Origin of the sequence: Azospirillum melinis (assembly GCF_013340935.1) — a bacterium.
Taxonomy (GTDB): domain Bacteria; phylum Pseudomonadota; class Alphaproteobacteria; order Azospirillales; family Azospirillaceae; genus Azospirillum; species Azospirillum melinis.
The window spans coordinates 21,249-45,824 of record NZ_WHOS01000039.1; the positions used below are offsets into that span (position 1 = coordinate 21,249).

At 67.9% G+C, this 24,576-nt stretch carries 21 protein-coding genes; 8 read left to right on the top strand and 13 right to left on the bottom strand.

Translation table 11 applies throughout. From position 1 onward, the window contains the following. Position 1 precedes the first annotated feature (1 nt). The 10 genes from GBZ48_RS24255 to fdhD all read right to left on the bottom strand — a co-directional run bounded on the left by GBZ48_RS24255 (position 2) and on the right by fdhD (position 8,729). Positions 2-1,045 (bottom strand): formate dehydrogenase subunit gamma, encoded by a 1,044-nt coding sequence (locus GBZ48_RS24255; RefSeq protein ID WP_246307428.1) that lies wholly within the window; start codon positions 1,043-1,045, stop codon positions 2-4. A gap of 25 nt (positions 1,046-1,070) precedes the next feature. Further along, positions 1,071-1,259: a hypothetical protein gene (locus GBZ48_RS24260; RefSeq protein ID WP_174473364.1), complete on the bottom strand. Its 189-nt coding sequence runs from the start codon at positions 1,257-1,259 to the stop codon at positions 1,071-1,073. Between the two features lie 2 nt (positions 1,260-1,261). Further along, positions 1,262-1,939, bottom strand: a complete 678-nt coding sequence (fdh3B, locus tag GBZ48_RS24265; RefSeq protein WP_174473365.1) for a formate dehydrogenase FDH3 subunit beta — start codon at positions 1,937-1,939, stop codon at positions 1,262-1,264. An 18-nt stretch (positions 1,940-1,957) separates the two neighbouring features. Continuing rightward, complete coding sequence (locus GBZ48_RS24270; RefSeq protein ID WP_174473366.1) at positions 1,958-4,858, bottom strand: formate dehydrogenase subunit alpha; 2,901 nt, start codon at positions 4,856-4,858, stop codon at positions 1,958-1,960. A 13-nt stretch (positions 4,859-4,871) separates the two neighbouring features. Next, positions 4,872-5,123 carry a formate dehydrogenase gene (locus GBZ48_RS36435; RefSeq protein ID WP_246307429.1) on the bottom strand — a complete coding sequence of 84 codons (252 nt, stop codon included), beginning with the start codon at positions 5,121-5,123 and terminating at the stop codon, positions 4,872-4,874. A gap of 16 nt (positions 5,124-5,139) precedes the next feature. Further along, a complete protein-coding gene (locus tag GBZ48_RS24280) occupies positions 5,140-5,766 on the bottom strand; it encodes a molecular chaperone TorD family protein (RefSeq protein WP_174473367.1) in 627 nt (208 codons plus the stop codon). Positions 5,767-6,165: 399 nt separating this feature from the next. Next, entirely contained in the window at positions 6,166-6,699 is a 534-nt protein-coding gene (locus GBZ48_RS24285) for a DUF3306 domain-containing protein (protein ID WP_174473368.1), read from the bottom strand. Beyond that, on the bottom strand, positions 6,696-7,214 hold the full coding sequence (locus GBZ48_RS24290) for a DUF3305 domain-containing protein (RefSeq protein WP_174473369.1): 519 nt from the start codon (positions 7,212-7,214) through the stop codon (positions 6,696-6,698). Before GBZ48_RS24290 ends, GBZ48_RS24285 begins: the two co-directional genes overlap by 4 nt. Further along, complete coding sequence (gene mobA, locus GBZ48_RS24295; RefSeq protein ID WP_174473370.1) at positions 7,211-7,858, bottom strand: molybdenum cofactor guanylyltransferase MobA; 648 nt, start codon at positions 7,856-7,858, stop codon at positions 7,211-7,213. The genes GBZ48_RS24290 and mobA overlap by 4 nt, the downstream gene beginning before the upstream one ends. Then, positions 7,848-8,729 carry a formate dehydrogenase accessory sulfurtransferase FdhD gene (gene fdhD, locus GBZ48_RS24300; RefSeq protein ID WP_109050513.1) on the bottom strand — a complete coding sequence of 294 codons (882 nt, stop codon included), beginning with the start codon at positions 8,727-8,729 and terminating at the stop codon, positions 7,848-7,850. Before fdhD ends, mobA begins: the two co-directional genes overlap by 11 nt. Before the next feature lie 86 nt (positions 8,730-8,815). Between fdhD and GBZ48_RS24305 the strand changes: the two genes are divergently transcribed. The 5 genes from GBZ48_RS24305 to GBZ48_RS24325 all read left to right on the top strand — a co-directional run bounded on the left by GBZ48_RS24305 (position 8,816) and on the right by GBZ48_RS24325 (position 15,058). Next, positions 8,816-9,517: an ABC transporter permease gene (locus tag GBZ48_RS24305; RefSeq protein ID WP_174473371.1), complete on the top strand. Its 702-nt coding sequence runs from the start codon at positions 8,816-8,818 to the stop codon at positions 9,515-9,517. A gap of 126 nt (positions 9,518-9,643) precedes the next feature. Further along, positions 9,644-10,495 (top strand): ABC transporter substrate-binding protein, encoded by an 852-nt coding sequence (locus GBZ48_RS24310; RefSeq protein WP_174473372.1) that lies wholly within the window; start codon positions 9,644-9,646, stop codon positions 10,493-10,495. 172 nt (positions 10,496-10,667) lie between these two features. Then, complete coding sequence (locus GBZ48_RS24315; protein WP_174473373.1) at positions 10,668-12,722, top strand: 4Fe-4S dicluster domain-containing protein; 2,055 nt, start codon at positions 10,668-10,670, stop codon at positions 12,720-12,722. 133 nt (positions 12,723-12,855) lie between these two features. Then, complete coding sequence (gene moaA, locus GBZ48_RS24320; protein WP_174473374.1) at positions 12,856-13,896, top strand: GTP 3',8-cyclase MoaA; 1,041 nt, start codon at positions 12,856-12,858, stop codon at positions 13,894-13,896. A 49-nt stretch (positions 13,897-13,945) separates the two neighbouring features. Beyond that, the gene (locus GBZ48_RS24325; RefSeq protein WP_174473375.1) at positions 13,946-15,058 is read left to right on the top strand and encodes a CaiB/BaiF CoA transferase family protein; all 1,113 of its coding nucleotides are present in this window, start codon (positions 13,946-13,948) and stop codon (positions 15,056-15,058) included. Positions 15,059-15,061: 3 nt separating this feature from the next. Here GBZ48_RS24325 and GBZ48_RS24330 read toward each other — a convergent pair whose 3' ends face one another. Continuing rightward, on the bottom strand, positions 15,062-16,225 hold the full coding sequence (locus tag GBZ48_RS24330; protein ID WP_174473376.1) for a GNAT family N-acetyltransferase: 1,164 nt from the start codon (positions 16,223-16,225) through the stop codon (positions 15,062-15,064). A gap of 95 nt (positions 16,226-16,320) precedes the next feature. Then, positions 16,321-16,788 (bottom strand): RidA family protein, encoded by a 468-nt coding sequence (locus tag GBZ48_RS24335; protein ID WP_098740384.1) that lies wholly within the window; start codon positions 16,786-16,788, stop codon positions 16,321-16,323. A gap of 367 nt (positions 16,789-17,155) precedes the next feature. On the opposite strand from GBZ48_RS24335, the gene GBZ48_RS24340 reads away from it, so the two are divergent. Beyond that, positions 17,156-19,018, top strand: a complete 1,863-nt coding sequence (locus tag GBZ48_RS24340; RefSeq protein WP_174473377.1) for a flagellin N-terminal helical domain-containing protein — start codon at positions 17,156-17,158, stop codon at positions 19,016-19,018. A 90-nt stretch (positions 19,019-19,108) separates the two neighbouring features. Here the strand turns inward: GBZ48_RS24340 and GBZ48_RS24345 are convergent, their stop codons facing one another. Beyond that, complete coding sequence (locus GBZ48_RS24345; protein ID WP_343049647.1) at positions 19,109-20,491, bottom strand: S10 family peptidase; 1,383 nt, start codon at positions 20,489-20,491, stop codon at positions 19,109-19,111. A 493-nt stretch (positions 20,492-20,984) separates the two neighbouring features. On the opposite strand from GBZ48_RS24345, the gene GBZ48_RS24350 reads away from it, so the two are divergent. After that, positions 20,985-22,691, top strand: a complete 1,707-nt coding sequence (locus tag GBZ48_RS24350) for a methyl-accepting chemotaxis protein (protein ID WP_174473378.1) — start codon at positions 20,985-20,987, stop codon at positions 22,689-22,691. A gap of 130 nt (positions 22,692-22,821) precedes the next feature. Then, positions 22,822-24,498: a methyl-accepting chemotaxis protein gene (locus GBZ48_RS24355; RefSeq protein WP_174473379.1), complete on the top strand. Its 1,677-nt coding sequence runs from the start codon at positions 22,822-22,824 to the stop codon at positions 24,496-24,498. The last annotated feature ends 78 nt before the right edge of the window (positions 24,499-24,576 follow it).

A 24,576-nucleotide genomic window follows, 5' to 3' on the forward strand; every position in this document is an offset into this window, starting at 1 on the left:
CCTACTCCGCCGGCGTGCCGTGGTGATTGCCGTGGCGCACCTTCTCGCCGGTGACTTCCTCGACCCACAGGGAATGGTGCTCGCGCGCCCATTGCAGTTCGACCTGCCCGTCGCCCATGGCGTCGAAAGCACCTTCCATGCCGACGGAGCCGATGTAGATGTGCGCCAGGATGATGGCGATCATGATCACGGCAATCGCCGCATGGGCCAACTGGTAGAGTTGCATCTCCTCCAGCGTGGCGAAGCTGAAGGGGAAGATCAGCTGCACGCCGGTGAAGCCCAGCGCCGCACCGCCGACGACGGTGGACCAGAAGATCACCTTCTGGCCGCCGTTGAACTTGTGCGCCGGCGGATGGACGCCCTTGGCGAACAGGCCGCCCGCCTTCAGGAACCAGGTCAGGTCATGACGCGACGGGATGTTGTGGTGCACCCACATGACGAAGATCAGCGCCACGCCCAGGATGAAGGCGAATCCTAAAAAGTTGTGCGCCAGCTTGCCGTAATGGGTCAGCGCGGCGAAGGGTTCCGGGCCGATCAGCGGCAGCAGCGTGTGCCGGCCGTACAGCACATTCAGGCCCGAAATGGCGAGCACGACGAAGCTGCCGGCGGTCATCCAATGCACGCCGCGCTCGAAGGCGTTGAAGCGCTGGATGGTGCGGCCGGTCTTCTCGCCATCGATGCGGATGCGACCGCGGACCAGGAAGAACAGAGCCAGCAGGGCCAGGATGCCGCCAAGCACCCAGGAGCCGTACTGGCTGAGCGGGCCGTTGCGCACCGCGCGCCACGCCTCGCCCTCCGACTGGATCAGCACGCCGGCCTGTTTGTTCGGGATGGAAACGGTTCCCTGCTCGCCCAGCCGGATGGCGTGCCAGCTGTCGCCGCGGCTCTGGCCCGGGATCTGGGTCGGCACCATCGGCCCGTCGCGGTCGACCGGCTGCTCCGCCGCCGGTCCGCCGATCCGGACGCTGGACTGGGCGGCGGCCGGCAGCGCGAGACCGCCGGCAAGTCCGATCCCGAGCAGCAGAGCGGCGGCAGCCGACTTCATGCGATGACCTTCCATCGGACGCTCCCTATCGCACACCCTGATAGGCGGTGCGCTGTTGCAGCGCCCGCACCTGTTCGGCGCTCAACGGCGTGTCGGCCGCGCCCTGGTAGACGCCCTTGTCCAGATGGACCGGGCGCGGCGTCCCGTCCTCCTGGCAGCCGGCCAGCAGGACGACGGCGCCGAACGCCAGCACAGCGGCCCGGATGACGGCCACCGTCACAGCCCCTGCTTCTGCACGGGCAGACCGCCAGTCGGACTGCCGGTGCCCTGGAACAGCGAACCGCCGGGCTGGCCGCGCTCCTGGCCCGACTTGGTCTGGTAGGCGGCGCTCCACCCCCAGGCGCCGGAGCCGAAGCCGCGGGCGGCGACGCGCTCGCGGTAGATGTCCGACACCTTGTCGGCGTCTCCGGCCAGCAGGGCCTTTGTCGAGCACATCTCGGCGCAGAGCGGCAGCTTGCCCTCGGCCAGACGGTTGCGGCCGTACTTCTTGAACTCGGCTTCCGAATTGTCGGGCTCGGGACCGCCGGAGCAGAAGGTGCACTTGTCCATCTTGCCGCGGGTGCCGAAGTTGCCGGCCTGCGGATATTGCGGTGCGCCGAACGGGCAGGCGTAGAAGCAATAGCCGCAGCCGATGCACAGGTCCTTGTTGTGCAGGACCACGCCTTCGTCGGTCTGGTAGAAGCAGTCGACCGGGCAGACCGCCTTGCAGGGCGCATCGGAGCAATGCATGCAGGCGACCGAGATCGTCCGCTCCCCCGGCTTGCCGTCGTTGATGGTCACGACACGGCGGCGGTTGATGCCCCAGGGGATCTCATGCTCGTTCTTGCAGGCGGTGACGCAGGCGTTGCACTCGATGCAGCGCTCGGCGTCGCACAGGAATTTCATCCGGGCCATGGTTCAAACTCCTGCGCGTCAGGCCGCCTGGATGCGGCAAAGGGTGGTCTTGGTTTCCTGCATCTGGGTCACCGAATCGTAGCCGTAGGTGGTCGCCGTGTTGGCGGCCTCGCCCAGCACGATCGGGTCGGCCCCGGCCGGGTATTTGGAGCGCAGATCCTGGCCCTGATACACGCCGCCGAAATGGAAGGGCATGAAGGCGACGCCGCGGCCGACACGCTCGGTCACCATCGCCTTGACCTTCACCCTGCCCTTCTCGGGGCCTTCGACCCAGACCAGCTGGCCGTCCTTGACGCCGGCATTGTTGGCGTCGAACGGGTTGATCTCGACGAACATGTCCTGCTGCAGCTCGGCCAGCCAGGGGTTGGAGCGTGTCTCGTCGCCGCCGCCCTCATACTCGACCAGACGGCCGGAGGTGAGGATGATCGGATACTCCTTCGACACGTCGCGGTCCTGGATGGACTTGTACAGAGTCGGCACGCGCCAGGACTTGGTGTCCTTGTAGGTCGGATAGCTGGCGACCAGATCGCGGCGCGGGGTGTAGAGCGGCTCGCGGTGGATCGGAACCGGGTCCGGGAAGTTCCAGGCGACGCAGCGGGCCTTGGCGTTGCCCGGCGGGTTCAGCCCGTGCTTGATCGCCACGCGCTGGATGCCGCCGGACAGGTCGGTGGTCCAGGACACCGCGCCGATCTTGTCGCCGCCGATCTTCTGGATGACCGCCAGTTCCTCCGGCGTCAGGTCCGCGTCGAAGCCCAGCTTCTGGAGCATCGCCATGGTGACTTCCGGATAGCCGTCCTTGATCTCCGACCCTTCCGGATAGGAGCCTTCGGCCAGCAGCGTCACGCCGTTGCGCTCGACGCCGAAGCGGGCGCGGAAGGCACCGCCGCCCTGGGCGACCGGCAGCGAGGTGTCGTAGAGGTTGGCGGAGCCCGGATGCTTCATCTCCGGCGTGCCCCAGCACGGCCAGGGCAGGCCGAAGTAATCGCCGTCGCATGGGCCGCCGACGGCGCGCAGCGTCGTCTTGTCGAAGGTGGCCTGATGCTGCATGTGCAGCTTGAGGCGCTCCGGCGACTGGCCGGTATAGCCGACCGACCACATGCCGCGGTTCCACTCGCGGGTGATGTCCTCGATCGACGGCTCGTTGCCGGTGACCTTCACGTTCTTGACCAGATCCTCCGCGAAGCCGAACTTCTTGGCGAAGAGATACATGATCTCGTGGTCGGTCTTCGATTCGAACAGCGGCTCCATGATCTTGTCGCGCCACTGGACCGAGCGGTTGGACGCGGTGGCGGAGCCGGAGGTCTCGAACTGGGTCGCGGCCGGCAGCAGGTAGAAGTTGTCCTTGCGGTCGGGCAGCACCGCTGTCATCGTCGGATAGGGATCGACGACGACCAGCAGCTCCAGCTTCTCCATCGCCTTCTTCATGTCGGGCAGACGGACCTGACTGTTCGGCGCATGGCCCCAGAAGACCATGCCCTTGACCGGGTTCGGCTGGTCCAGGTTCTCCTTGGCTTCCAGCACGCCGTCGAACCAGCGCGACACCGGGATGCCGGTGCTCTCCATCAGCGCCTTGGAGCCGAAGCGCTTCAGGATGCCGTCATAGGGGAGATCCCAGACGCGCGCCCAATGGCGCCACGCGCCCTCGGCCAGGCCGTAATAGCCGGGCAGGCTGTCCGACGTGACGCCGAAATCGGTCGCGCCCTGGACGTTGTCGTGGCCGCGGAAGATGTTGGTGCCGCCGCCCGACACGCCGACATTGCCGAGCGCCAGCTGCAGCACGCAATAGGCGCGGGTGTTGTTGTTGCCGATGTGGTGCTGGGTGCCGCCCATGCACCAGACCAGCGTGCCCGGACGGTTGGAGGCCAGGGTGCGGGCGACGCGGTGCAGCTGCGAGCCGGGAACGCCGGTGACGCGCTCCACCTCTTCCGGCGTCCATTTGGCAACCTCGGCGCGGATGTCGTCGAAGCCGTAGACGCGCTTGGCGATGTAGTCCTTGTCCTCCCAGCCGTTCTGCAGGACGTGCCAGAGGATGCCCCAGACCAGCGCCACGTCGGTGCCGGGACGGAAGCGGATATATTCGTTGGCGTGGGCGGCGGTGCGGGTGAAGCGCGGATCGGCGACGATCAGCGGAGCGGCGTTCTGCTCCTTCGCCTTCAGCACATGCATCATGGCGACGGGGTGCGCCTCGGCGGCGTTGGAGCCGATGAAGAACAGCGCCTTCGACTTCTGGATGTCGTTGTAGCTGTTCGTCATGGCGCCGTAGCCCCAGACGTTCGCCACGCCGGCCACGGTGGTGGAGTGGCAGATGCGCGCCTGATGGTCGACGTTGTTGGTGCCCCACAGCGCCGCGAACTTGCGGAACAGATAGGCCTGCTCGTTGCTGTGCTTGGCAGAACCGAGCCAGAACACCGAATCCGGGCCAGACTGCTCGCGGATCGACAGCAGTTTGGAGCCGACCTCCTCGATGGCCTGGTCCCAGCCGATCCGGGTCCACTTGCCGTCGACCATCTTCATCGGATAGCGCAGGCGGCGCTCGCCATGGGCGTGCTCGCGCACCGAGGCGCCCTTGGCGCAGTGCGAACCGAGGTTGATCGGGCTGTCGAAGCCGGGCTCCTGCCCGATCCAGACGCCGTTCTGCACTTCGGCCACCACGGTGCAGCCGACCGAGCAATGGGTGCAGACCGACTTGACCTGCTTGACCGGAGCCCCGGCGACGGCGGCCGCGGTGGCGGCATCGGCCTTCTTCACCATGCCGAAGGGCATGGCGGAGGCCAGCGCGGCGCCGCCGGCGGCGATGCCGGAGGTGCGCAGGAAGGCGCGGCGGTCGACCGTGACGCCGGTGGCGGTCGCCAGCGTCTGGGTCAGGGTACGGGCGAGGTGGCGGCCGCCGGAGGTGGCCGAGCTTTTCTTGATGAGCATCGGGGCGTTCCTCTTAGAAGCGGCTGACTTCGTAGACCTTCCGGACATGGTCGGTCTCGCGGTAGCCCGTGGAGGTCGTCTCTGCCGGCGCGGCCTCGGCCGTTCCGCTGGTGGCGGTCACGCCGGCCGCAACGGCACCCAGCGCGCCGACGCCGAGGCCGGCGGCGCGGAACAGGTCGCGACGGGCGAGCCCCTTGTCCGTGCCCTGCGTATCCTTGCCCTGTTTGACAGCTTCATCAGTGGCTTTGACCGCGTTCCGCGTCATGGCTTCGCTCCTCACTTCAGGCCGCAAGGTCGAAGGCGCGCGCCTCGACCGCCAGAAAACTCCGTCCGACCGCACCGACCGCCCGATAGAAGCGGGCCGACGGCGAGGTCTCCAAATCCGCAAAGAACCGCCCGGCCCAGGAACCGACGTGGCGGTCGAAAAAGGCCCGCTGCCCGTCGAGACCGACGATGTCGCCATCCTCCGGCGCAAACTCGCCGCCGATCAGGCCGGCCATCATCTCGCACAGGGCGGCGATGTGGTCCTCCGGCTCCGTCACGCCGTCAGCGCGGGCGATGCCCAGCCGCGCCATGGCGACGCGCAGCTCCGCCAACGGCTTCTCGTTCAGGAAACCGGTCAGGTAGAAGGATCCGTAGGGGGTGCGCTCGCTGCCGCCGACGCCGATGAAGAGGGTGGTGAACTCTTCCTCCACCGCCGCCGGGTCACTGTCGCGTGCCGCTTCGGCCAGCCGGTCGAGGGCTGCACCGAACTCGCCGCCCTCCCCCGCGAGATCGCCCAGAGCGGCCAGGAACGCCGCATCGGGCGCCCGCGCGAACAGGCGCGCCAGCAGGGCATAGACCTGCGCACGGAACAGTTCTTCCTCCGCCACCGCGGGGGGGACGATGTGATCGACGGCGCTGGACACGTGCCGCAAACTCCTCCCGGAAACGCAAGACAGGGGCGTCGGCGTCCGCGGTCACGCCGCGCGCCGTTTTTGGAACCGACCCTTGCACCCCTTTTGATGCACCTGCGAAAAGCTGTTGCCTTACAGTGGCTTAGCAATCCGCAGACTGACAATAGAAGGACTGAACCTATCCTTTTGTCAACCAAGGACGCACCCGGAAGTGGGGACAAATGAAACTTTATCGCGGCGCTATGCTCGCGGTAACAGAGCGCCCCTTCGTTTTGAGGGTGTCCAAAACGGCGCGACGATCCGTCGCATTCTGGGAGTGGATTTGCGAGGGCCGAAAGTCCCCTCTCCCGTCCCGGGAGAGGGAAGGGGCCCACCGCAACGCGGCGGGAAGGGTGAGGGGAGTACCAAGGATCAGGTAGGTTCGGGCCTCTTGGACTCCCCCTCACCCTCCCCACTTCGTGGGTCCCCTCCCTCTCCCAGGACGGGAGAGGGCTCTCTACCCTCCGCCACCTCGTCCAGCGTGTCGAGGAAGCCCTTGCCGACGCGGTAGAGGGTCTTCACCGGCACCCCGCCGGTGAACAGGCTGGCATAATCGTCGGCGTAGTCCTTCAGCCCGTCGTCGTTGGCGTAGATCGGGTCCGAAGTCCACAGCTTGCGCAGGGCCTGACGGTGCAAGTCCTCCGGCACCTCGGCGCGCAGGAAGGGGGTGAAGTCGGACTCGCCGGTCAACTCCTCGACCGGTGGCAGGTCCTTCAGCGGATCATCGGCCTCGGCTTCCGGTGAGGCAGCATCGGCCGGGCATTCCTCGACGGCGACTGCGGGAAGCTCCGCAGCCTCCTCGACTGGCGGAACGACGGCCGGCGCCACCTCCACCGGGACTGGCTCCAGCTTGACCGCCGTACGCTTCAGACGCGACCAGCGCGACAGGAAGGCTTCGCCGCTCACCGCCGCCCCTCCTCCTTCTCGAAGTGGCGCTTGCGCTCGCGCTTGTGGAAGGGAACGTCGACATGGTGCTGCTCGACGAAGTCGCGAACCAGCGCGATCACCTCCGCCGGCATCGGCACCGTCTCCACCACATCGGCCCCGATCTGATAGCCCTCCCCTTCATGGGCCGACGCGGTGACCGTGAAGGGCACCAGTTCCTCCCCATCACCGGAGCCCGCACCGGGACGCATCACCACCCACAGCCGCGGCGGGTCCTGCGACAGGTTCAGGCGGTAGCCCTCGGTGTCGGTGCGGAACAGCTCCAGCGTCAGGGTGGCGGCGTGGCTGTGGCTCCAGCCGTCGCCCTCCATCAGCAGGCGGCCGGGCGGCTCGACCGGGCCGGCGCCGGGGATGACCGAGACCGGGCGCCAGCTCCAGTCGGCCCAGGCGGTGACGCCGCGGCGGCGCTCCACCACGATGCCCAACGGTATGGTCTCGATGCGCTCGAGAGCTTGGGTAACGGGCTTGTCCGTCATGACGCATGTCCCGACGCCAGCAGGCGTTCCGCCTCGGCCAGATCCTCCGGCCGGTTGGTGTTGAAGAAGGGATCGACAGGATTGGCCGGATCGAGGGCGAAGTCGGCGACGGCCAGCCGGTAGCGGGCGGTCCAGGCATCGACCTTGCGCATGCCCTCCTCCACCATGGCACGGCGCAGGTCGCCGGCCAGACGGATCGGCCACAGCCCGAAGACCGGATGCTCCTGCCCGCCCGACCGGGCACAGGCGAGGTCGGCGCCCTCATGCTCCAGCGCCGCCACCATGCGGGTGACGAGGTCGCGCGGGATGAAGGGCGCGTCGGTGGCGAAGCTGGCGACCCAGGCGATGCCGGGGGCGGTGCCGCGCATCCACTCCATGCCGGTCAGCACGCCGGCGAGCGGGCCGGCATAGCCCTCCACCACATCGGCGGCGACCGGCAAATGGAGATGGGCGAAACGGCCCGGATCGCCGTTGGCGTTCAACACCAGCGGCCCGACCTGCGGCCGGACGGTGGCGACGATGCGTTCCAGGATACTGCGGTCGCCCAGCGGGCGCAGGCACTTGTCGCCGCCGCCCATCCGGCGCGACAGGCCGCCGGCCAGCAGGACGCCCCCGATATCCGGGTGAATGGAGTTAGTCGTCATCGCGGCTTCCCTTGCGTCCATGCCGGCGATCCTCGTCGTCGGCCCCCGCGGCATCGGTGTCGAAGACCAGACGGTCGGTGCCGGCCAGCGCGATGAAGCGCCTGCCCTTGGCCCGGCCGACCAGCGTCAGGTTGGCCTGCCGCGCCAGCTGCACGCCCCAGGCTGTGAAGCCGGAGCGCGAAACCAGGATCGGAATGCCCATCTGCACCGTCTTGATGACCATCTCAGAGGTCAGGCGGCCGGTGGTGTAGAAAATCTTGTCCGACGCGGAAATGCCGTTCAGGTGCATGTAGCCGGCGACCTTGTCCACCGCATTGTGGCGGCCGACATCCTCCATGTAGACCAGCGGCCTATCCTCCTGGCACAGCACGCTGCCATGGATGGCGCCGGCCTCCAGATAGAGGCTGGGCTGCAGGTTGATCTGCTTCGACAGCGCGTAGATCCACGAGGTGCGCAGCCGCACATCGGCCGGCAGGCTGACGGATTCGAAGGTTTCCATCACATCGCCGAAGGCGGTCCCCTGGGCACAGCCGGAGGTCAGCGTCTTCTTTTTCAGCTTGGCCTCGAAATCGGTCGCGCGCTCGGTGCGGACGACGACGGTATCGGTCTCCTCGTCCACGTCGATGCCGGTGATGCGGTCGTCGCGCCGCAGCATGTTCTGGTTCAGCAGATAGCCGACGGCCAGACAGTCGGGATAGTCGCCGATCGTCATCATGGTGACGATCTCCTGCCCGTTCAGGTACAGGGTCAGCGGCCGTTCCACCGTCACGGCGGTCTCGATCTCGCGGCCGTCCTGGTCCAGGCCGCGGACGCGCTCGGTCAGCTTGGGATTCGCCGGGTCCGGCGCTATGGTGAAGGTCTTCAGGCTCATGGTCGGGCTCATGCGCGCGAGTGTGGGCGAGCGGCGTCCGTCGGACAAGCCCTCGCCGAAGTTATTCGAACAGTGATTTGGACTTCATGCAGGATTTTTCCCAAGCCCTGGCCGTGGCTTTTTCCATGATCCTGTCGATGGACGGCGCGCTGATGCGGATCATCGGCCTGTCGTTGCGGGTCAGCCTGTCCGCCGTCGCCGTTGCCACCCTGATCGGCCTGCCGCTGGGTGCCGCCGTCGCGGCGCTCAGATTTCCCGGCCGCCGGGCTGTCGCCGTCGCGCTGAACACCATGATGGGACTGCCACCGGTGGTGGTCGGGCTGGTGGTCTATCTGCTGCTGTCGCGCTCCGGTCCGTTCGGAGTGCTGGGGCTGCTGTTCACGCCGACGGCGATGATCGTCGCCCAGACGGTGATGATCGTGCCCATCGTCGCGTCGCTCGCCCGCCAGACGGTGGAGGATCTGCTGGTCGAGTATGACGACCTGCTGCGCGTCACCGGAGCGAGTCCCCTGAGGCGTATGACCACCCTGCTGGCGGAGGCGCGCTGGAGCCTCGTCACCACGGTGCTGGCCGGTTTCGGCCGCGCCTCGGCGGAGGTCGGGGCGGTGATGATCGTCGGCGGCAACATCGAGCAGGTCACCCGCGTCATGACCACCGCCATCGCGCTGGAGACCAGCAAGGGCGACCTGCCGATGGCGCTGGGGCTGGGGCTGGTGCTGATGACCCTGTCGCTGGCGGTGAACCTCACGGCATCGCTGCTGAAGGAGACGGCGGCCAGACCGGCCTGAGCCCCTGCCCGGCTGCGACCCCGTTGTGGTCCGGCTGTGGAGTGGAAAAGATCGGGCAGGCCTTTGCACCCACGGCCCGACTGCGCTATGCCAGCCGGGCAACAACGATGTGGGAGGAATTGAAGGATGCTGCGCCGTTCATTCGTGCTGGGCTTTGCCGCCGCCGTGGCCGTGACCGGTCTGGTCCAGGTTGCCGCCCCGTCGGCAGCATCGGCCGCCGACCGCTTCATCACGGTGGCCTCCACCACCTCGACCGAGGATTCGGGCCTGTTCGGCTCGCTCCTGCCGAAATTCACCGCCAAGACCGGCATCGAGGTGCGGGTCGTCGCCAAGGGCACCGGCCAGGCCATCGACCTCGCCAAGCGCGGCGACGCCGACGTGCTGTTCGTCCACCACAAGCCGTCGGAGGACAAGTTCGTCGCCGAAGGCTTTGCCACCGTGCGCAAGCCGGTGATGTACAACGACTTCGTCATCGTCGGCCCGTCCAGCGACCCGGCCGGCGTCAAGGGCAGCAAGGACGTCGCCCAGTCCCTGTCGAAGATCGCCGGGGCCAAGGCGCCCTTCGTGTCGCGCGGCGACGACAGCGGCACGCACAAGGCCGAACTGTCCTTGTGGAAGACCGCCAACCTCGACCCGACCAAGGCGGATGGCGGCTGGTACCGCTCCATCGGCCAGGGCATGGGGCCGACGCTGAACACCGCCGCCGCGATGAACGGCTATGCCCTGACCGACCGCGGCACCTGGCTGAACTTCAAGAACCGCGGCCCGCTGACGGTGCTGGTCGAGGGCGACAAGCGCCTGTTCAACCAGTATGGCGTGATGCTGGTCAACCCGGCCAAGTTCGCCCACGTCAAGGCGGCCGACGGCCAGGCCTTCGTCGACTGGCTGGTCTCCGCCGAGGGGCAGAAGGCCATCGCCGACTACCAGATCAACGGCGAGCAGCTGTTCTTCCCGAACGCCAACGAGCCGGGGGCGTAAGGAGCCGCGGGTTCCTGCGATCCTGCCGTCCGGAAGGGTCGCGGGAACCGTCCAGCCGGTGTTTGTCCGGACCGCCCCTGACAAGATTCCCATTCCCATCACCCTGCATTCCCCCATATGAGTGTCCTCAGGCCAGGGGCGTCAGCCCCAAGCGACAGGAGTTTTGGGGACGATGAAGATCGGCGAACGGACGGTGCTCGTCTGCGATTGTGCGCACAGCATCGCGCTGGACGGGACGGCGCTGGGCAAGGCTTGCGGCGAGGGCGGCACCCCCACCGTGCACACCCAGCTCTGCCGGGCGCAGCTCGACCGTTTCGAGGCGGCGGTCGCCACCGGCCAGCCGCTGCTGGTCGCCTGCACGCAGGAAGCGCCGCTGTTTGCCGAGATCGCGGCGGAAGTGGCACCCGACACCTCCCTGACCTTCACCAACATCCGCGAGCGCGCCGGCTGGTCCGACGAGGGCGCCCAGGCGCTGCCGAAGATCGCGGCGTTGCTGGCCGAGGCCGCCCTGCCGATCCCGCCCACCGGTGCGCTGACCCTGACCTCCCAGGGGACCTGTCTGGTCTATGGCAACGACGAGCGCGCCATCGAGGCAGGCCGCGAACTGACCAAGCGGCTGGACGTCACCGTTCTGCTGACCAGTGCCAGGGACATCCCGCCGCCGCCGGTGATGGATGCGGCGATCTTCCGCGGCCGAATCCGCAGCGCCCGCGGCTGGGTCGGCGCCTTCGAGATCGTGGTGGACGACTATGCCCCGGCCCTGCCCTCCTCCCGCGGCGCTCTGGGCTTCGAGCCGGTGCGGCAGGGAGCGTCGGCCCGCTGCGACCTGATCCTCGACCTGACCGGCGGCACGCCGCTGTTCCCCGACCACAAGCGCCGCGACGGCTATCTGCGGCCCGATCCCAACAGCCCGGCGCAGGTCGCCAAGGCGCTGCTGGACATCGCCGATCTGGTCGGCGAGTTCGAAAAGCCGCGCTTCGTCGACTTCAAGGCCGATCTCTGCGCCCATTCGCGCAGCCGCAAGACCGGCTGCACCCGCTGCCTGGACGTCTGTCCGACCGGGGCGATCACGCCGAACGGCGACCATGTCGCCATCGACCCGCATGTCTGCGCCGGCTGCGGATCCTGTGCCGCGGTCTGCCCGACCGGTGCTGCGACCTACGCCCTGCCGCCGGCCGCCACCGTCTACGAGCGGCTGCGCACACTGCTGTCCACCTATCGCAAGGCCGGCGGCGCCGCACCGGCACTGCTGATCCACGATCCGCGCCATGGCGACGCGCTGGTCGGCATGATGGCGCGGCATGGCCGCGGCCTGCCGGCCCGCGTGCTGCCCTTCGCATTGAACGAGGTGACGCAGGTCGGCTTCGACCTGTTCGCCCTGGCGCTGGCCTATGGCTGCACCCATGTCCGCCTGCTGACCGGACCGGAGAACGACGGCGAGACCGCCGGCCTCGCCTCGCAGATCGGGCTGGCGGAGGCCGCCTTCAGCGGGCTCGGCTACGGCTCCGGCCGGGTGGCGGTGATCGACGCCGCCGATCCCGACGCGGTGGCGGACGAGCTGTGGGCCCTGCCCGCCGACGCGGTCGAGCCGGGGATGTTCCTGCCGATGGGGCCGAAGCGCACGGTCACCATGCTGGCGCTGCGCCATCTGCACAAGGCCGCCCCGGCCCCGGTGGAGGTTCTGCCCTTGCCGCCGGGTGCGCCCTTCGGCCGGGTATCGGTGGCTGTGGAGGGCTGCACCCTGTGCCTGTCCTGCGTCGGCGCCTGCCCGACCGGGGCGCTGCTGGACAATGCCGACAAGCCGATGCTGTCCTTCGCCCAGGACGCCTGCGTCCAGTGCGGCCTGTGCAAGACCACCTGCCCGGAGAAGGTCATCTCCCTGGTGCCGGAGATCGACTTCCGCGACCAGGCCCGCGGCGCCGCGGTGGTGAAGGAGGAGGAGCCCTTCTGCTGCGTGTCCTGCGGCAAGCCCTTCGCCACCAAATCCTCCATCGAGAAGATCGTGACGACGCTGGCGGGCAAGCACTGGATGTTCGCCACGCCGGAGGCCGCCAACCGCATCCGCATGTGCGAGGACTGCCGCGTCCGCGATCAGTTCGAACGCGGCAACGAGCCGTTCGCCCTGGGCCAGCGGCCGGTGCCGCGCACCACCGACGACGATTTGCGCGAACGCGAGGAAGCCGAACGGAACGCACAACCGGCGGCGGTGCGGCAAAAGCTGATGTGACGCCGAGACCCCTTGATCGCCGTCAAAGTCGGCATACCGTGATGTGGAATACACTCCCGTCACCGTTGCACATGGTGCGTGTGACGAACATATACTGTGGTGGCCCGTCAGCGGCCACCCCTGGAGTCCAGCGATGACCAACCCTGTGTCCGAAGCCTTGCAGTCAGCCGCCGTCGCTCCGCTGGTCGACCCGTTCGGCCGCAAGGTGGAGTATCTGCGCGTGTCGGTGACCGACCGCTGCGACCTTCGCTGCGTCTACTGCATGGCCGAGGACATGAGCTTCCTGCCGAAGGCGGAGGTGCTGACGCTGGAGGAGCTGGACCGGCTGTGCAGCGCCTTCGTCAAGCTGGGCACGCGCAAGCTGCGGCTGACCGGCGGCGAGCCGCTGGTGCGGCGCGACGTGATGCGGCTGATCCATTCGCTAGGCCGCCACATCAAGTCGGGCGACCTGGACGAGCTGACGCTGACAACCAACGGCACCATGCTGTTCAAGCATGCCGCCGGGCTTTATGAGGCCGGGGTGCGGCGGATCAACGTCTCGCTGGACACGCTCGATCCGCACAAGTTCCAGGCCATCACCCGCTGGGGCAAGCTGGACAAGATCCTGGGCGGTATCCAGGCGGCGAAGGAAGCCGGGCTGAAGATCAAGATCAACACGGTGGCGCTGAAGGGCGTCAACGACGACGAGATCCACCGCATGGTGGCCTGGTGCGGCGAGCAGGGCTTCGACCTGACCTTCATCGAGGTGATGCCGATGGGTGACATCGGCGAGGGCGCCCGGCTCGACCAGTATTGGCCGCTGACCATGCTGAAGGCCGAGTTGCAGACGCGCTGGACCCTGACCGAGAGCGATCACCGCACCGGCGGCCCCGCCCGCTATGTCCGGGTGGAGGAAACCGGCCAGCGCGTCGGCTTCATCACGCCGCTGACCCATAACTTCTGCGAAAGCTGCAACCGCGTTCGGCTGACCTGCACCGGCACGCTCTACATGTGCCTGGGCCAGGAGGACGCCGCCGACCTGCGCACGCCGCTGCGCGTCAGCGACGAGGACGGCCCGCTGATCGACGCGGTGCGCGAAGCGATCACCCGCAAGCCCAAGGGCCACGACTTCATCATCGACCGCCGTCACCAGGGGCCGGCCGTCGGGCGGCACATGAGCGTCACCGGGGGGTGAGGGACTGAAATCCCACAGGTCCGATCAGCAACCAAGAGCGAGCACCGCCATGCCCCTGCCCTTCCTGACCGGACTGCGCGTCATCGACCTCGGGCAATATCTTCCCGGCCCCTATGCGGCACAGCTTCTCGGCGACCTGGGCGCCACCGTGGTGAAGGTGGAGCCGCCGGCGGGCGATCCGCTGCGCCGGCTCGGCCCTGCCGACAGCGACGGCAGCACCGCCGCCTACAAGCTGCTGAACGCCGGCAAGACCGTCATCCGCATCGACCTGAAATCGGCCGAGGGACGCGCGGCGCTGGAAGGGCTACTGGCGAAGGCCGACGCGCTGATCGAGAGCTACCGGCCGGGCGTGATGGACAAGCTGGGGCTGGGCCGCGGGCGGCTGCGCGAGATCAATCCGCGGCTGGTCCATGCCAGCCTGTCGGGCTGGGGCTATGACGGCCCCTATGCGACGCGGGCCGGGCACGACCTGAACTATATGGCGGTCGGCGGCGGGCTGGATGCCTCCGGACTGCCGGACCGGCCGGTGATCAGCTACCTGCCGGTCGCCGATTTCGCCTCGGCCCAGCAGACGGCTCTGGCGGTGGCGGGCGCGCTGCTGGGGCGGGAGCGGACGGGAGAGGGCTGTTTCCTCGACCTGTCGATCATGGAATCGGTGCTGGGCTGGCAGGGCATGAACCTGACCGCGGCGGCGCGCGGCACCCTGCCGAAGCGCGGCGAGGCTCTGCTGTCGGGCGGGGCCGCCTGCTACCGCATCTACCGCACCGCCGATGGCCGCTTCATCACTTTGTCAGCGTTGGAAGGCAAGTTCTGGCAGGGTTTCTGCGAGGCAGTCGGCCGTCCCGACTGGATCGCCCGGCAGGAGGATGCCCTGCCCCAGACCGCCCTTACGGCGGAGCTGGAGTCCCTGTTCGCCAGCCGGACGCTGGCGGACTGGAAGGCCCTGCTCGATCCGGTCGATTGCTGTTTCGAGGCCGTGCCGGAACTGGCGGAGGTCCACGACCATCCGCACATCGCCGCCCGCGGGCAGGTCCGCGTCTCGGACGGCCCGGAGCCGCTGGTGGAGACGCTGATGGGCCTGCGGGTCGACGGCGCTCCGCCACCTGCCCGCGCGCCGGTGCAGGAGAGCGACGCCGCATCGGTGCTGGCCGGCTGGGAATAGGCCTCAGCCCTCCCTCCGGTAGGGCGACAATTCCTCGTCCAGCGCGTCGATCTCCGCCTCCACCGCCGGACGTTCCTGCTTGAGATAGCGGTCCACCGCGCGGCGGAAGCCGGGGTCCACGATCCAGTGCGCGCTGTAGGTCGGCACCGGCAGGTAGCCGCGCTGGATCTTGTGCTCGCCCTGCGCTCCGGCCTCGACCCGCGCCAATCCGCGTTCGATGGCGAAATCCAGCGCACGGTAATAGCACGCCTCGAAATGCAGGAAGCGGTAGCTCCCGTCGGAGCCCCAGTTGCGGCCGTACAGCGCATCGTCGCCCAGCAGGTTGAGCGCGCCGGCCACCCACTCCCCGCCATCCTCGCACATCACCAGAACGACCCGGTCGGCCATGGACCGGCCCAGCAGGTCGAAGAAACGGCGGTTGAGATAGCCGCCGCCCCATTTGCGGTCGGCGGTGTCCAGATAGAAGCGGTGGAAGGCATCCCAATGCTCCGGCTTCAGGTCGTCGCCGGTCAGGGTGTGCAGCCGCACGCTGCTTTCGGCGACCTCGCGCCGCTCCTTGCGGATCGCCTTGCGCTTGCGGGAGTTCAGCGCCTCCAGGAACTCGTCGAAACTGCCGTAGCCGCGGTTGTGCCAGTGGTACTGCACGCCAAGCCGTTGCAGCCACCCGGCCGTGCCCAGCCGGTCCCAATCGGCCCGCTCCGGGAAGGTGACGTGGGCGGAGGAGACGCCATAGCGCTCCGTCACCTGCTCCAGCGCCGCGACCAGCGCATCGGCGACCGCCTCGGACTGCGGCCCGGGCGCCACCAGCAGCCGCGGACCCGGCACCGGGGTGAAGGGCACCGCCACCTGCAGCTTCGGGTAATAGCTGCCGCCCGCCCGCTCGAAGGCATTGGCCCAGGCATGGTCGAACACATACTCGCCGTAGGAATGGCTTTTCAGATAGGCCGGCACCGCGCCGACCATCCGGCCGGCACCGTCATAGGCGGCGAGATGGCTGGGCTGCCAACCGGACTTGCCGCACGCCGAACCCGAGTCCTCCAGCGCCAGGAGGAAGGCGTGGGAAAGGAACGGGTTGCCGGGACCGGCGCAGGCATCCCAGCCCTGCTGGTCCGCCTCGTCGATCCCGGTCAGAACCTTGACGGTGATGGCATCGTTGCCGTCGGGCATGCATGCGTCTCCTTGAACGATGCCAAGGAGGTAGGCTTCATGCCGCAAGACAGCAAGGCACCGCCGCCGTCCTGACGCCCATCGGGCCGCTGCCGTCAGGCCACCTCGATGATCGCATCGACCTCGACCGCGACGTTGCCGGGGAGCGACGGGGCGCCGACCGCGGCGCGGGCATGCTGGCCGGCCTCGCCGAAGACGTCGCGCATCAACTCGGACGCGCCGTTGATGACCAGCGGATGGTCGTGGAAGTCGGGGCCGGAGTTGACGAAGCCGCCCAGCCGCAGCACGCGGGTGACGCGGTCGAGGTCGCCGCCCAACGCGGCCTTGGCCTGGGCCAGGATGTTCAGCGCGCACAGGCGCGCGGCGTCCTTGCCCTGCTCCACCGTGAAGTCCTGGCCGACCTTGCCGACGAACTTGCGCTCGCCGTTCCAGACCGTCACCTGGCCCGAGATGTAAAGGGTGTTGCCCGAACGGGTGTAGGGCACATAGGCGGCCACCGGGGCGGCGGCCTGCGGCAACTCGATGCCCAGTTCCGCCAGGCGCGCGTCGATCCGACCGGTCATGATGCTTCTCCCTTCCCTGCTTTGGCCCATGAAAGGGCCGTGCGTTCGATGATTGGGACGTGGTTTGGAGCCCGACCATAGCCCTTGCCGGCGGGGCGGTGGGAAGATTCTTGCCGCCCGGCATCCCGGCAGAACCGTCCTTGAGCGGCAAAAGATTCCGGGAAAGTTTTTCGGACGCCCGTCCCGAACCTTTTGGCCCAACCCTGCCCTTTTTGCCGACCTATTTTTATTCCATAGCAAATTCAGTCACTTATGGCACATCGGGGCAGTTGGCACAGCGCTTGAAAGAGTGGTGTCAGGAAAACGCACGTTGCCTCGCCGGTCAAATGACCAGGGGCGGGGACAGCCTCAGAAGGAGACTAGGACCATGGCCGGAAATGTGACCCTGACCGCTTCGATGCGCACCAACCTGCTGCAGCTGCAGAGCACGCAGGCCGGTATCGACAAGAAGCAGAACATCCTGTCGACGGGCAACAAGATCAATTCGGCTCTGGATGGTCCTACCGCTTTCTTCTCGGCCAAGGGCCTGAACCAGCGCGCCGGCGACCTGTCCTCGCTGAAGGACGCGATGGGCCAGTCGATCAGCACCATCCAGGCCGCCGACAAGGGCCTGACCTCGATCGACTCGCTGGTCGACCAGGCCAAGGGCCTGACCACCGCCGCCTACGCGGCGCTGGGCAACGATGCCGCCTCCGTCGCCACCCGCAAGTCGCTCGCCACCCAGTTCAACACGCTGAAGGACCAGATCGACAAGCTGGCTGCCGACAGCGGTTATCAGGGTAAGAACCTGATCAACGGCAACGGCATGAGCATGGACAGCACCAGCGCGTCCCGTGCCGCCGTCAACAGCATGACCGGCGTCGACAACGCCCGCGTCACCAACGTCATCTCGGCCGACACCTACTCGATCCGCGTCAAGGGCGACGGCTCGATCGAGGGCAAGACCGCCGACATTTCCAAGACCGAGAACGCGCACGGCTTCATCGGCCTGAAGCTGTCGGGCACGATGTCCGGCTCGCTGGGCAGCTTCTCCGACGTCCAGATCGAGGTGCGCGGCGCCAACGGCCGTTCCCGCGACTTCATCGTGTCGGACGGCGACGAGAGCCGTACGATCTCCTACTTCGACAACACCCAGACCATCGAAGCGAAGCTGACGACGGCCGCCAAGACCGGTTCGGCCCAGGTGTCGACGGTGAATGTCGGCGGGACGATCGAAGAAGGCGACATCTTCACCATCACGGTGGAAGGCCAGTCCTTCAGCTACACCGCCACGAAGGGCGACGTCGCCATCGGCCAGAACGCTTCGGCCCAGGTGGCCGCCCAGTTGAAGGCCTCGATCAGCACGGCCCTCACCGGTACCGGCCGCCTGGTCGGCAAGGACGTCGCCACCGCAACCGTCACCGCAACCGGCACGATCACCCTCACCGGCAACGCCACGGCCGGCGCGGTGCGCGAAATGACGGTGACGACCAGCGCCACCAACGCGCTGACCAAGAAGATCTCGGAAAGCTTCGCGTCGGGCACCATCGTGTCCTTCACGGTCGACCGCCGCCTGCTGGAAGCGGCCAACAACCAGGGCAACGGCGTCTCGGTCATCGAGAAGAAGGTCGACCTGCAAATCCAGGTCACCAACTCCAACGGCGCCCAGGTCACCCGCGATGCCATGAACGACAAGGGCGACGGCAAGCTGACGGGCGGCGAGCAGTCCTTCAACTTCGACAGCGGCACCGTCCGCATGGAAATCGACGCCAAGACGATCAAGAAGGCGGCTTCGGCCAACTGCTCGGCCAACATCGTCACCAAGCAGATTTCCGACGCCAACACGTCGAACGACATCACGGTCCAGCTGAACGAGCGCAACACGAACGCGATCACGGTGACCGCGGTCAACCTGTCGACCAGCGGCCAGGGCCTGCAGCTGGACGGCGCGCAGAACAGCTGGATGGACCGTTCCGACATCGACAAGGCGGTCGCCGGCCTGGATCACGCCAAGGCGACGATCCGCTCCGCTTCGCAGAACCTGTCGACCAACCTGAACATCATCACGACCCGCGAGAGCTTCACCAAGGAGTTCAGCGACGTGCTGACGGAAGGCGCCAGCAAGCTGACGCTGGCCGACCAGAACGAGGAAGGCGCCAGCCTGCTGATGCTGCAGACCCGCCAGCAGCTGGGCACCATCGCCCTCTCGCTCGCCAACCAGTCGCAGCAGTCGATCCTGCGTCTGTTCTGATCCGCGACAGCGATCCGAAACACGGAAAGGGGCGCCCCCACCAGGGCGCCCCTTTCCGATTCCGGGCTTTCCAACTCCGGCAGGCGCCGGTCACCGCGGGCGCAGGCTTTCCGCGATCAGCGCACGGGCGTCGGCCGCCAGCGCAGCGCGGCCCTGGCCCCGCGTGTACATCATGTGGCCGCCGGGATGCACCGTCACCGCCACCCGGCCGCGTTCGCCCTCCGGCAGTTCCAGCCTCGACGCCACCCAGCGCGAGGCCATGTAGGGCGTGATCAGGTCGGTGCGGCCATGGACGATCAGCACCCGCAGCGCCGGCTGAAGGGTCAGTGCCGTTTGCAGCGCATCCACCGCGCTCGGCACCGACATGCGCGGCCACTCCCAGTTCCGGTTCACCCGGTCGCTGAGCAGCCGGTAGGGCTGCTCCGTCCGCACCGCCAGCGCATCGTGGGCATAGGCGGCGAAGGCGGTGCTATAGGTCGGCACCGTGCCCTTCAGGAAGGGATCGAATGGCACCCGCGGCGCACCCGGATCGGGATCCGGAGCGGTGAAGGTGCCGTCATAGATGCTGAGAATGCGGCCGCGATCGCGCAGCAGCTCACGGGTGAAGACACCCATCGGCACGCGCCCGCGCTGGCGCCGCACCGTCTCCACCGGCAGGCCGGTGATGCGCGCCACCTCGGCGAAGACGTCCCGAGCGTCATCGAGCCGTCCGTAGTCGAGACCGGCCAGCCCGGTGAGATAGGGGCCGAGCGCAAAGCGCTCCGCCGCCTCCGCCGCCTGTTCGGGGGTGCCGGAGGTGCGGCCGAGCGCGGCGGCGGAGGCCGCCATCGACGGTAGCTTCCAGGCCGGGCCGAGGATGCCGTCCTCGTCGATGGCGGCGAAATCGACGACGGGGGAAACCAGGATCAGCCCGTTCACCGCAAGCCCGACCTGATCGATCAGCTCGTCCGCCATCTTCGCGATGCGGAAGCCGCCGTAGCTCTCCCCCGCCAGGAAGGTCGGCGACGACCAGCGGCCATTCCGGGTCAGCCAGAGCCGGACGATCTCGGCCATCGACCGCGCATCGCCGTCCACCGACCAGAAGCGCTTTTCCGTCTCGTCGGGCTTCACCGCGCGGCTGTATCCGGTGCCGACCGGATCGATGAAGACCAGATCGGTGAAGGCCAGCCAGCTGTCGGGATTGTCGACCAGTGGGGCCGGCGGCGGCGGCAGAGCCCCGTCGGGACCGAAGGCGACGACCTTCGGACCGGCGGCGCCCAGATGCATATAGGCCGACGCCGCCCCCGGCCCGCCGTTGAAGACGAAGGTGACCGGGCGCGGACCGGCGGCCGGCGTCTTGGAATCGGCGGTGTAGGTCACCGTGAAGATGCGCGCCGCCAGTTCCTCCTTGGCGCCGTCGCGCAGCGGCAGGAACTCCGCCGTCGCGGTATAGGCCAACGCGCCGTCCGGCAGCGGCAGGCTGTGGCTGGTCACGCTGCGCTGCGAATCGACCCCCCGGAGGTCATCCGCTTTGGAATCGTCGGCCTTTGCGGTTTCGGATTTGGCCCCTTCTGACTTGGTCCCTTCTGACTTGGTCCCTTCTGACTTGGCAGCCGCCGATCCGGCGCGCTCAGACCGGTCCTGCCGGGCGCCCCCATCCGCATCGGCGGCGGACGCTGGCGCCAGCGGCGCAAGCAGCAGGACCGGGAGCAAGGCTGTCGCCAGCAGACGTGACAGGCTGCGGCTGCGGCGGGACGTGGACAGGGGCTGCATCGGCAAATCCAAGGCGGTTTTCCGGATCGGTCTCCGGCCCTCGCATATTGCGGCGGTGCCTTCGATCCGCAACCCGCACATCGTCCCGCAGGGTTGCGCGGGCTGCCTTGCCGGACCGACGGAAAAGCGCATCTTCAGTAACCCAAAAAGTAACACCTTTGGGATAAAGTCCGCTTATTGCCCATGCGGGCTAACTTCGACGGGATGCGCCGACATGTTTCCTCCACGGCATGCCACGATCCGCACACGTTTGTTTCTCGGCTTCGGCGTGGTTCTTGTCCTTCTGATCAGCCTGACCGTCATCGGAGTCCGCGAGGTGCGGAAGATCGACGCCGACCTCACCCGGATCAACGAGGTCAACAGCGTCAAGCAGCGCTATGCGATCAACTTCCGCGGCAGCGTCCACGACCGGGCCATCGCCCTGCGCGACGTGGTGTTGACCACCGACCCGGCGACCCTGTCGCTGGTGCTGGCCGACATCGACCGGCTGGCCGCCTATTACGAGGAGTCCGCCAAGCCGCTCGACGCCATGTTCGCCGGCATGGCCGACATCGAGCCTGAGGAACGGCAGCTGCTGGCCGGCATTAAGGAGATCGAGGCGAAGAGCCTGCCGGCGATCAAGACGGTCATCGCCGCCCGCAAGGCGAACGACATGGCCGCCGCGCAAAAGGGGCTGATGCAGGACGCTCGTCCGGCCTTCACCGAATGGCTGAAGCGCATCAACGCCTTCATCGACCTGCAGGAGCACAAGAACCAGACCATCGCCGCGCGTGCGCGCGACGTCGCCAAGGGCTTCCAGACGCTGATGCTGTCGCTGTGCGGCGCCGCCCTGCTGATGGCCGGCGCCTTCGGCCTGTGGACGGTGGCCGCCCTGCGCCCGCTGCGCCGCCTGACCAACGCCATGCTGACGCTGGCGCGCGGCGATCTGACCGTCACCGTCCCGGCCTCGGACTCCAAGGACGAGATCGGGCAGATCACCGGTGCGGTCGAGGTGTTCAAGGCCAACGCGGTGGAGGCCGACGCCTTCCGCCGCCGTCAGGCCGAGGCCGAGCATGCCGCCGAGGAACGCAAGCGGGCCGAGATGGCCGCGCTGGCCGACCGGTTCGAGAACGAGGTGAAGGGCGTGGTCGACAGCGTCGCCTCCTCCTCCACCGAGGTGCGGGCACTGGCGAAGTCGCTGGCGACCACCGCCGACCATACCGAGACCCAGGCGACCACCGTCGCCGCCGCGTCGGAGCAGGCATCGGTCAACGTCCAGACCGTGGCAGCCGCCGCGGAGGAACTGGCCGCCTCCATCTCGGAGATCGGCCGCCAGATCGGCGAAAGCAGCCGCAAGGCCAAGCAGGCCGCCGATCAGGCCGATGGTACCAACCGCATCGTCGACGGCCTGTCGTCCAAGGCCAACCAGATCGGCGACGTGGTGAACCTCATCAACTCCATCGCCGGGCAGACCAACCTGCTGGCGCTGAACGCCACCATCGAGGCGGCACGGGCGGGAGAGGCGGGCAAGGGCTTCGCCGTCGTCGCCAGCGAGGTGAAGAGCCTCGCCAACCAGACCGCCAAGGCGACCGGCGACATTTCGCAGCAGATCGCCGAGATCCAGACGGCCACCGCCGACGCGGTGGGGGCGATCCAGAGCATCGCCGCCACCATCGGCGAGGTGAACGTCATCGTCGGCACCATCGCCCAGGCGGTCGACGGACAGAACGCCGCCACCATGGAGATCGCCCGCAACGTCCAGCAGGCGGCAGCCGGCACCAACGAGGTCTCGTCCTCGATCGGCGGCGTGCTCCAGGCGGCCTCCGAAACCGGCAGCGGCGCATCGCGCCTGCTCTCCTCGTCCGGGGAACTGTCGAAGCAGGCGGAGCTGCTGCACACCCAGGTGGACCGTTTCCTGGGCAGCGTGCGCGGCAAGGTCTGACGAAATGCGCGAACGGCCGGGCGTTCGCGCAACATCCCGAAAATTCCTATAGGAATCAGCATATAAAATTGCCTATCCTGCACGGATGATGCGTCAATCCCATTTCGCGCACCAATGAAGGGTTGTGCAGATGTCCGTCCTGACCCTGTCCCGGAAAATGTCCCTGCTGCCTTTGTCCTTCGCTCTGGCCTTGCTGGTCGTGGGGAGCGTCGCGGTCTCGGCGCTCTCCTCCGTCGATGGTGCAAACCGTCAGGTTCTGATCACGGGGGAAGCCCTGTCGAATCATCAGGCGGGCGACATGATGCACGACGCCCTGCGTGCCGACGTGCTTGCCGCTCTTCTGACCGGCCCGGACGGAGCGGAAGCGGAGCGGGACGAGGTCCGAAAGGATCTCAAGGAACATGCCGACACGTTTCGCGAGGCGTTGAACGCCAACCGGCACCTCGTCCTGAGTCCCGCAATCGTCAGGGGGCTGGATGAACTGCTGCCCGAGATGGAGGAATACATCCGGGCGGCGGAGGGGCTGATCGAGGTGGCCCTGCGCGACAGGGCAAAGGCGAAGGACGGACTTGCCGGCTTTCTGGAGCGTTTCCATAGGCTGGAGGAGCGCAACGAAGCCCTGTCCACCCTGATCCGGGCGGAAAACCAGGCGAGCGACGGCAATTCGGCCACCATCACGACCTACGCCTATGTGCTGATCGGCGTGGTGACCGCACTGGCCATCGGCGGATCGGCCCTGATGGCGCTGGTGATCGGCCGCTCGATCATCCGGCCGCTCGACCGCGCCGCGGACGGAATCGCCGAGATCGGGCGCGGACGACGCAATATTGCATTGAAGTATCCGGTGGATGATGCCATCGGCCGGGTGACCGCGGCCGTTATGCTGATGCAGAGCCAGGCGAGCGATCTCGACCGCCGCCGGGCCGAGGAGGAGACGCGGCGGGACGAGGAGCAGCGCAAACTTGCCGCCCTGAACGACGCCACGGAACGCTTCACCCATCAGACCGAGATCATCCTGAGCGGGCTGGGCACCACCAGCGAACAGCTTCAATCCACCGCCGGCACGATGTCCGAGGACGCAGGCCGGGCGGCGGACGAGGTCGGTCATGTGCGCGGACATGCGGACACCGCGAGCCGCATCGTGGGCGACGCCGCCGCCGGCGCCGATGGGTTGGGAGCCCTCATCGACGAGGTGGGCCGCCACAGCGGGAAGGCCGCGCGGATGACCGCCGACGCCGTCCAGCGGACCGACGAAGCCGCGAGCCGCATCCGCGAACTGGCCGAGGCGTCGCGACGCATCGGGGAGGTTGTCGGCCTGATCAATTCGATTGCCAGCCAGACCAACCTGCTGGCGCTGAACGCCACCATCGAGGCGGCGCGTGCCGGAGAGGCCGGCAAGGGCTTCGCCGTGGTCGCCAGCGAGGTCAAGAGCCTGGCGGGCCAGACCGCGCGTGCTACCGATGACATCCAAAGCCAGATCGCCGGCATCCAGACCATCGTGGACGAAGCGGTCCATGCCATGGATGGGGTTTCCCGGACGGTGGATGCGGCCCGGGACAGCGGGGCGGCCATCGCGGATGCGGTGTCGCGGCAATCGGACGCGGCGGAGGGGATCCTGCGGGCGATGAAGGACGGGTCAGGCGCGGTGACGGCGATGTCCGGCATGCTGGGCGGCGTCCACGACGTCATTGTGCGGACCGACCGCACCGCCGGCGAACTGGCCGGGGCCGCGGCCAAGCTGCGCCGGGAGATGCAGCAGCTGCGGGCGGATGTCGACAGCTACACCCGCACCGTGCGGACAGCCTGACGGCGGACGCCCGCCTGCTACCGGAATGAGCGAGGATGGGTGGTCGGGAATTGCGAATCGCGCCCTCCCCCGCTACAC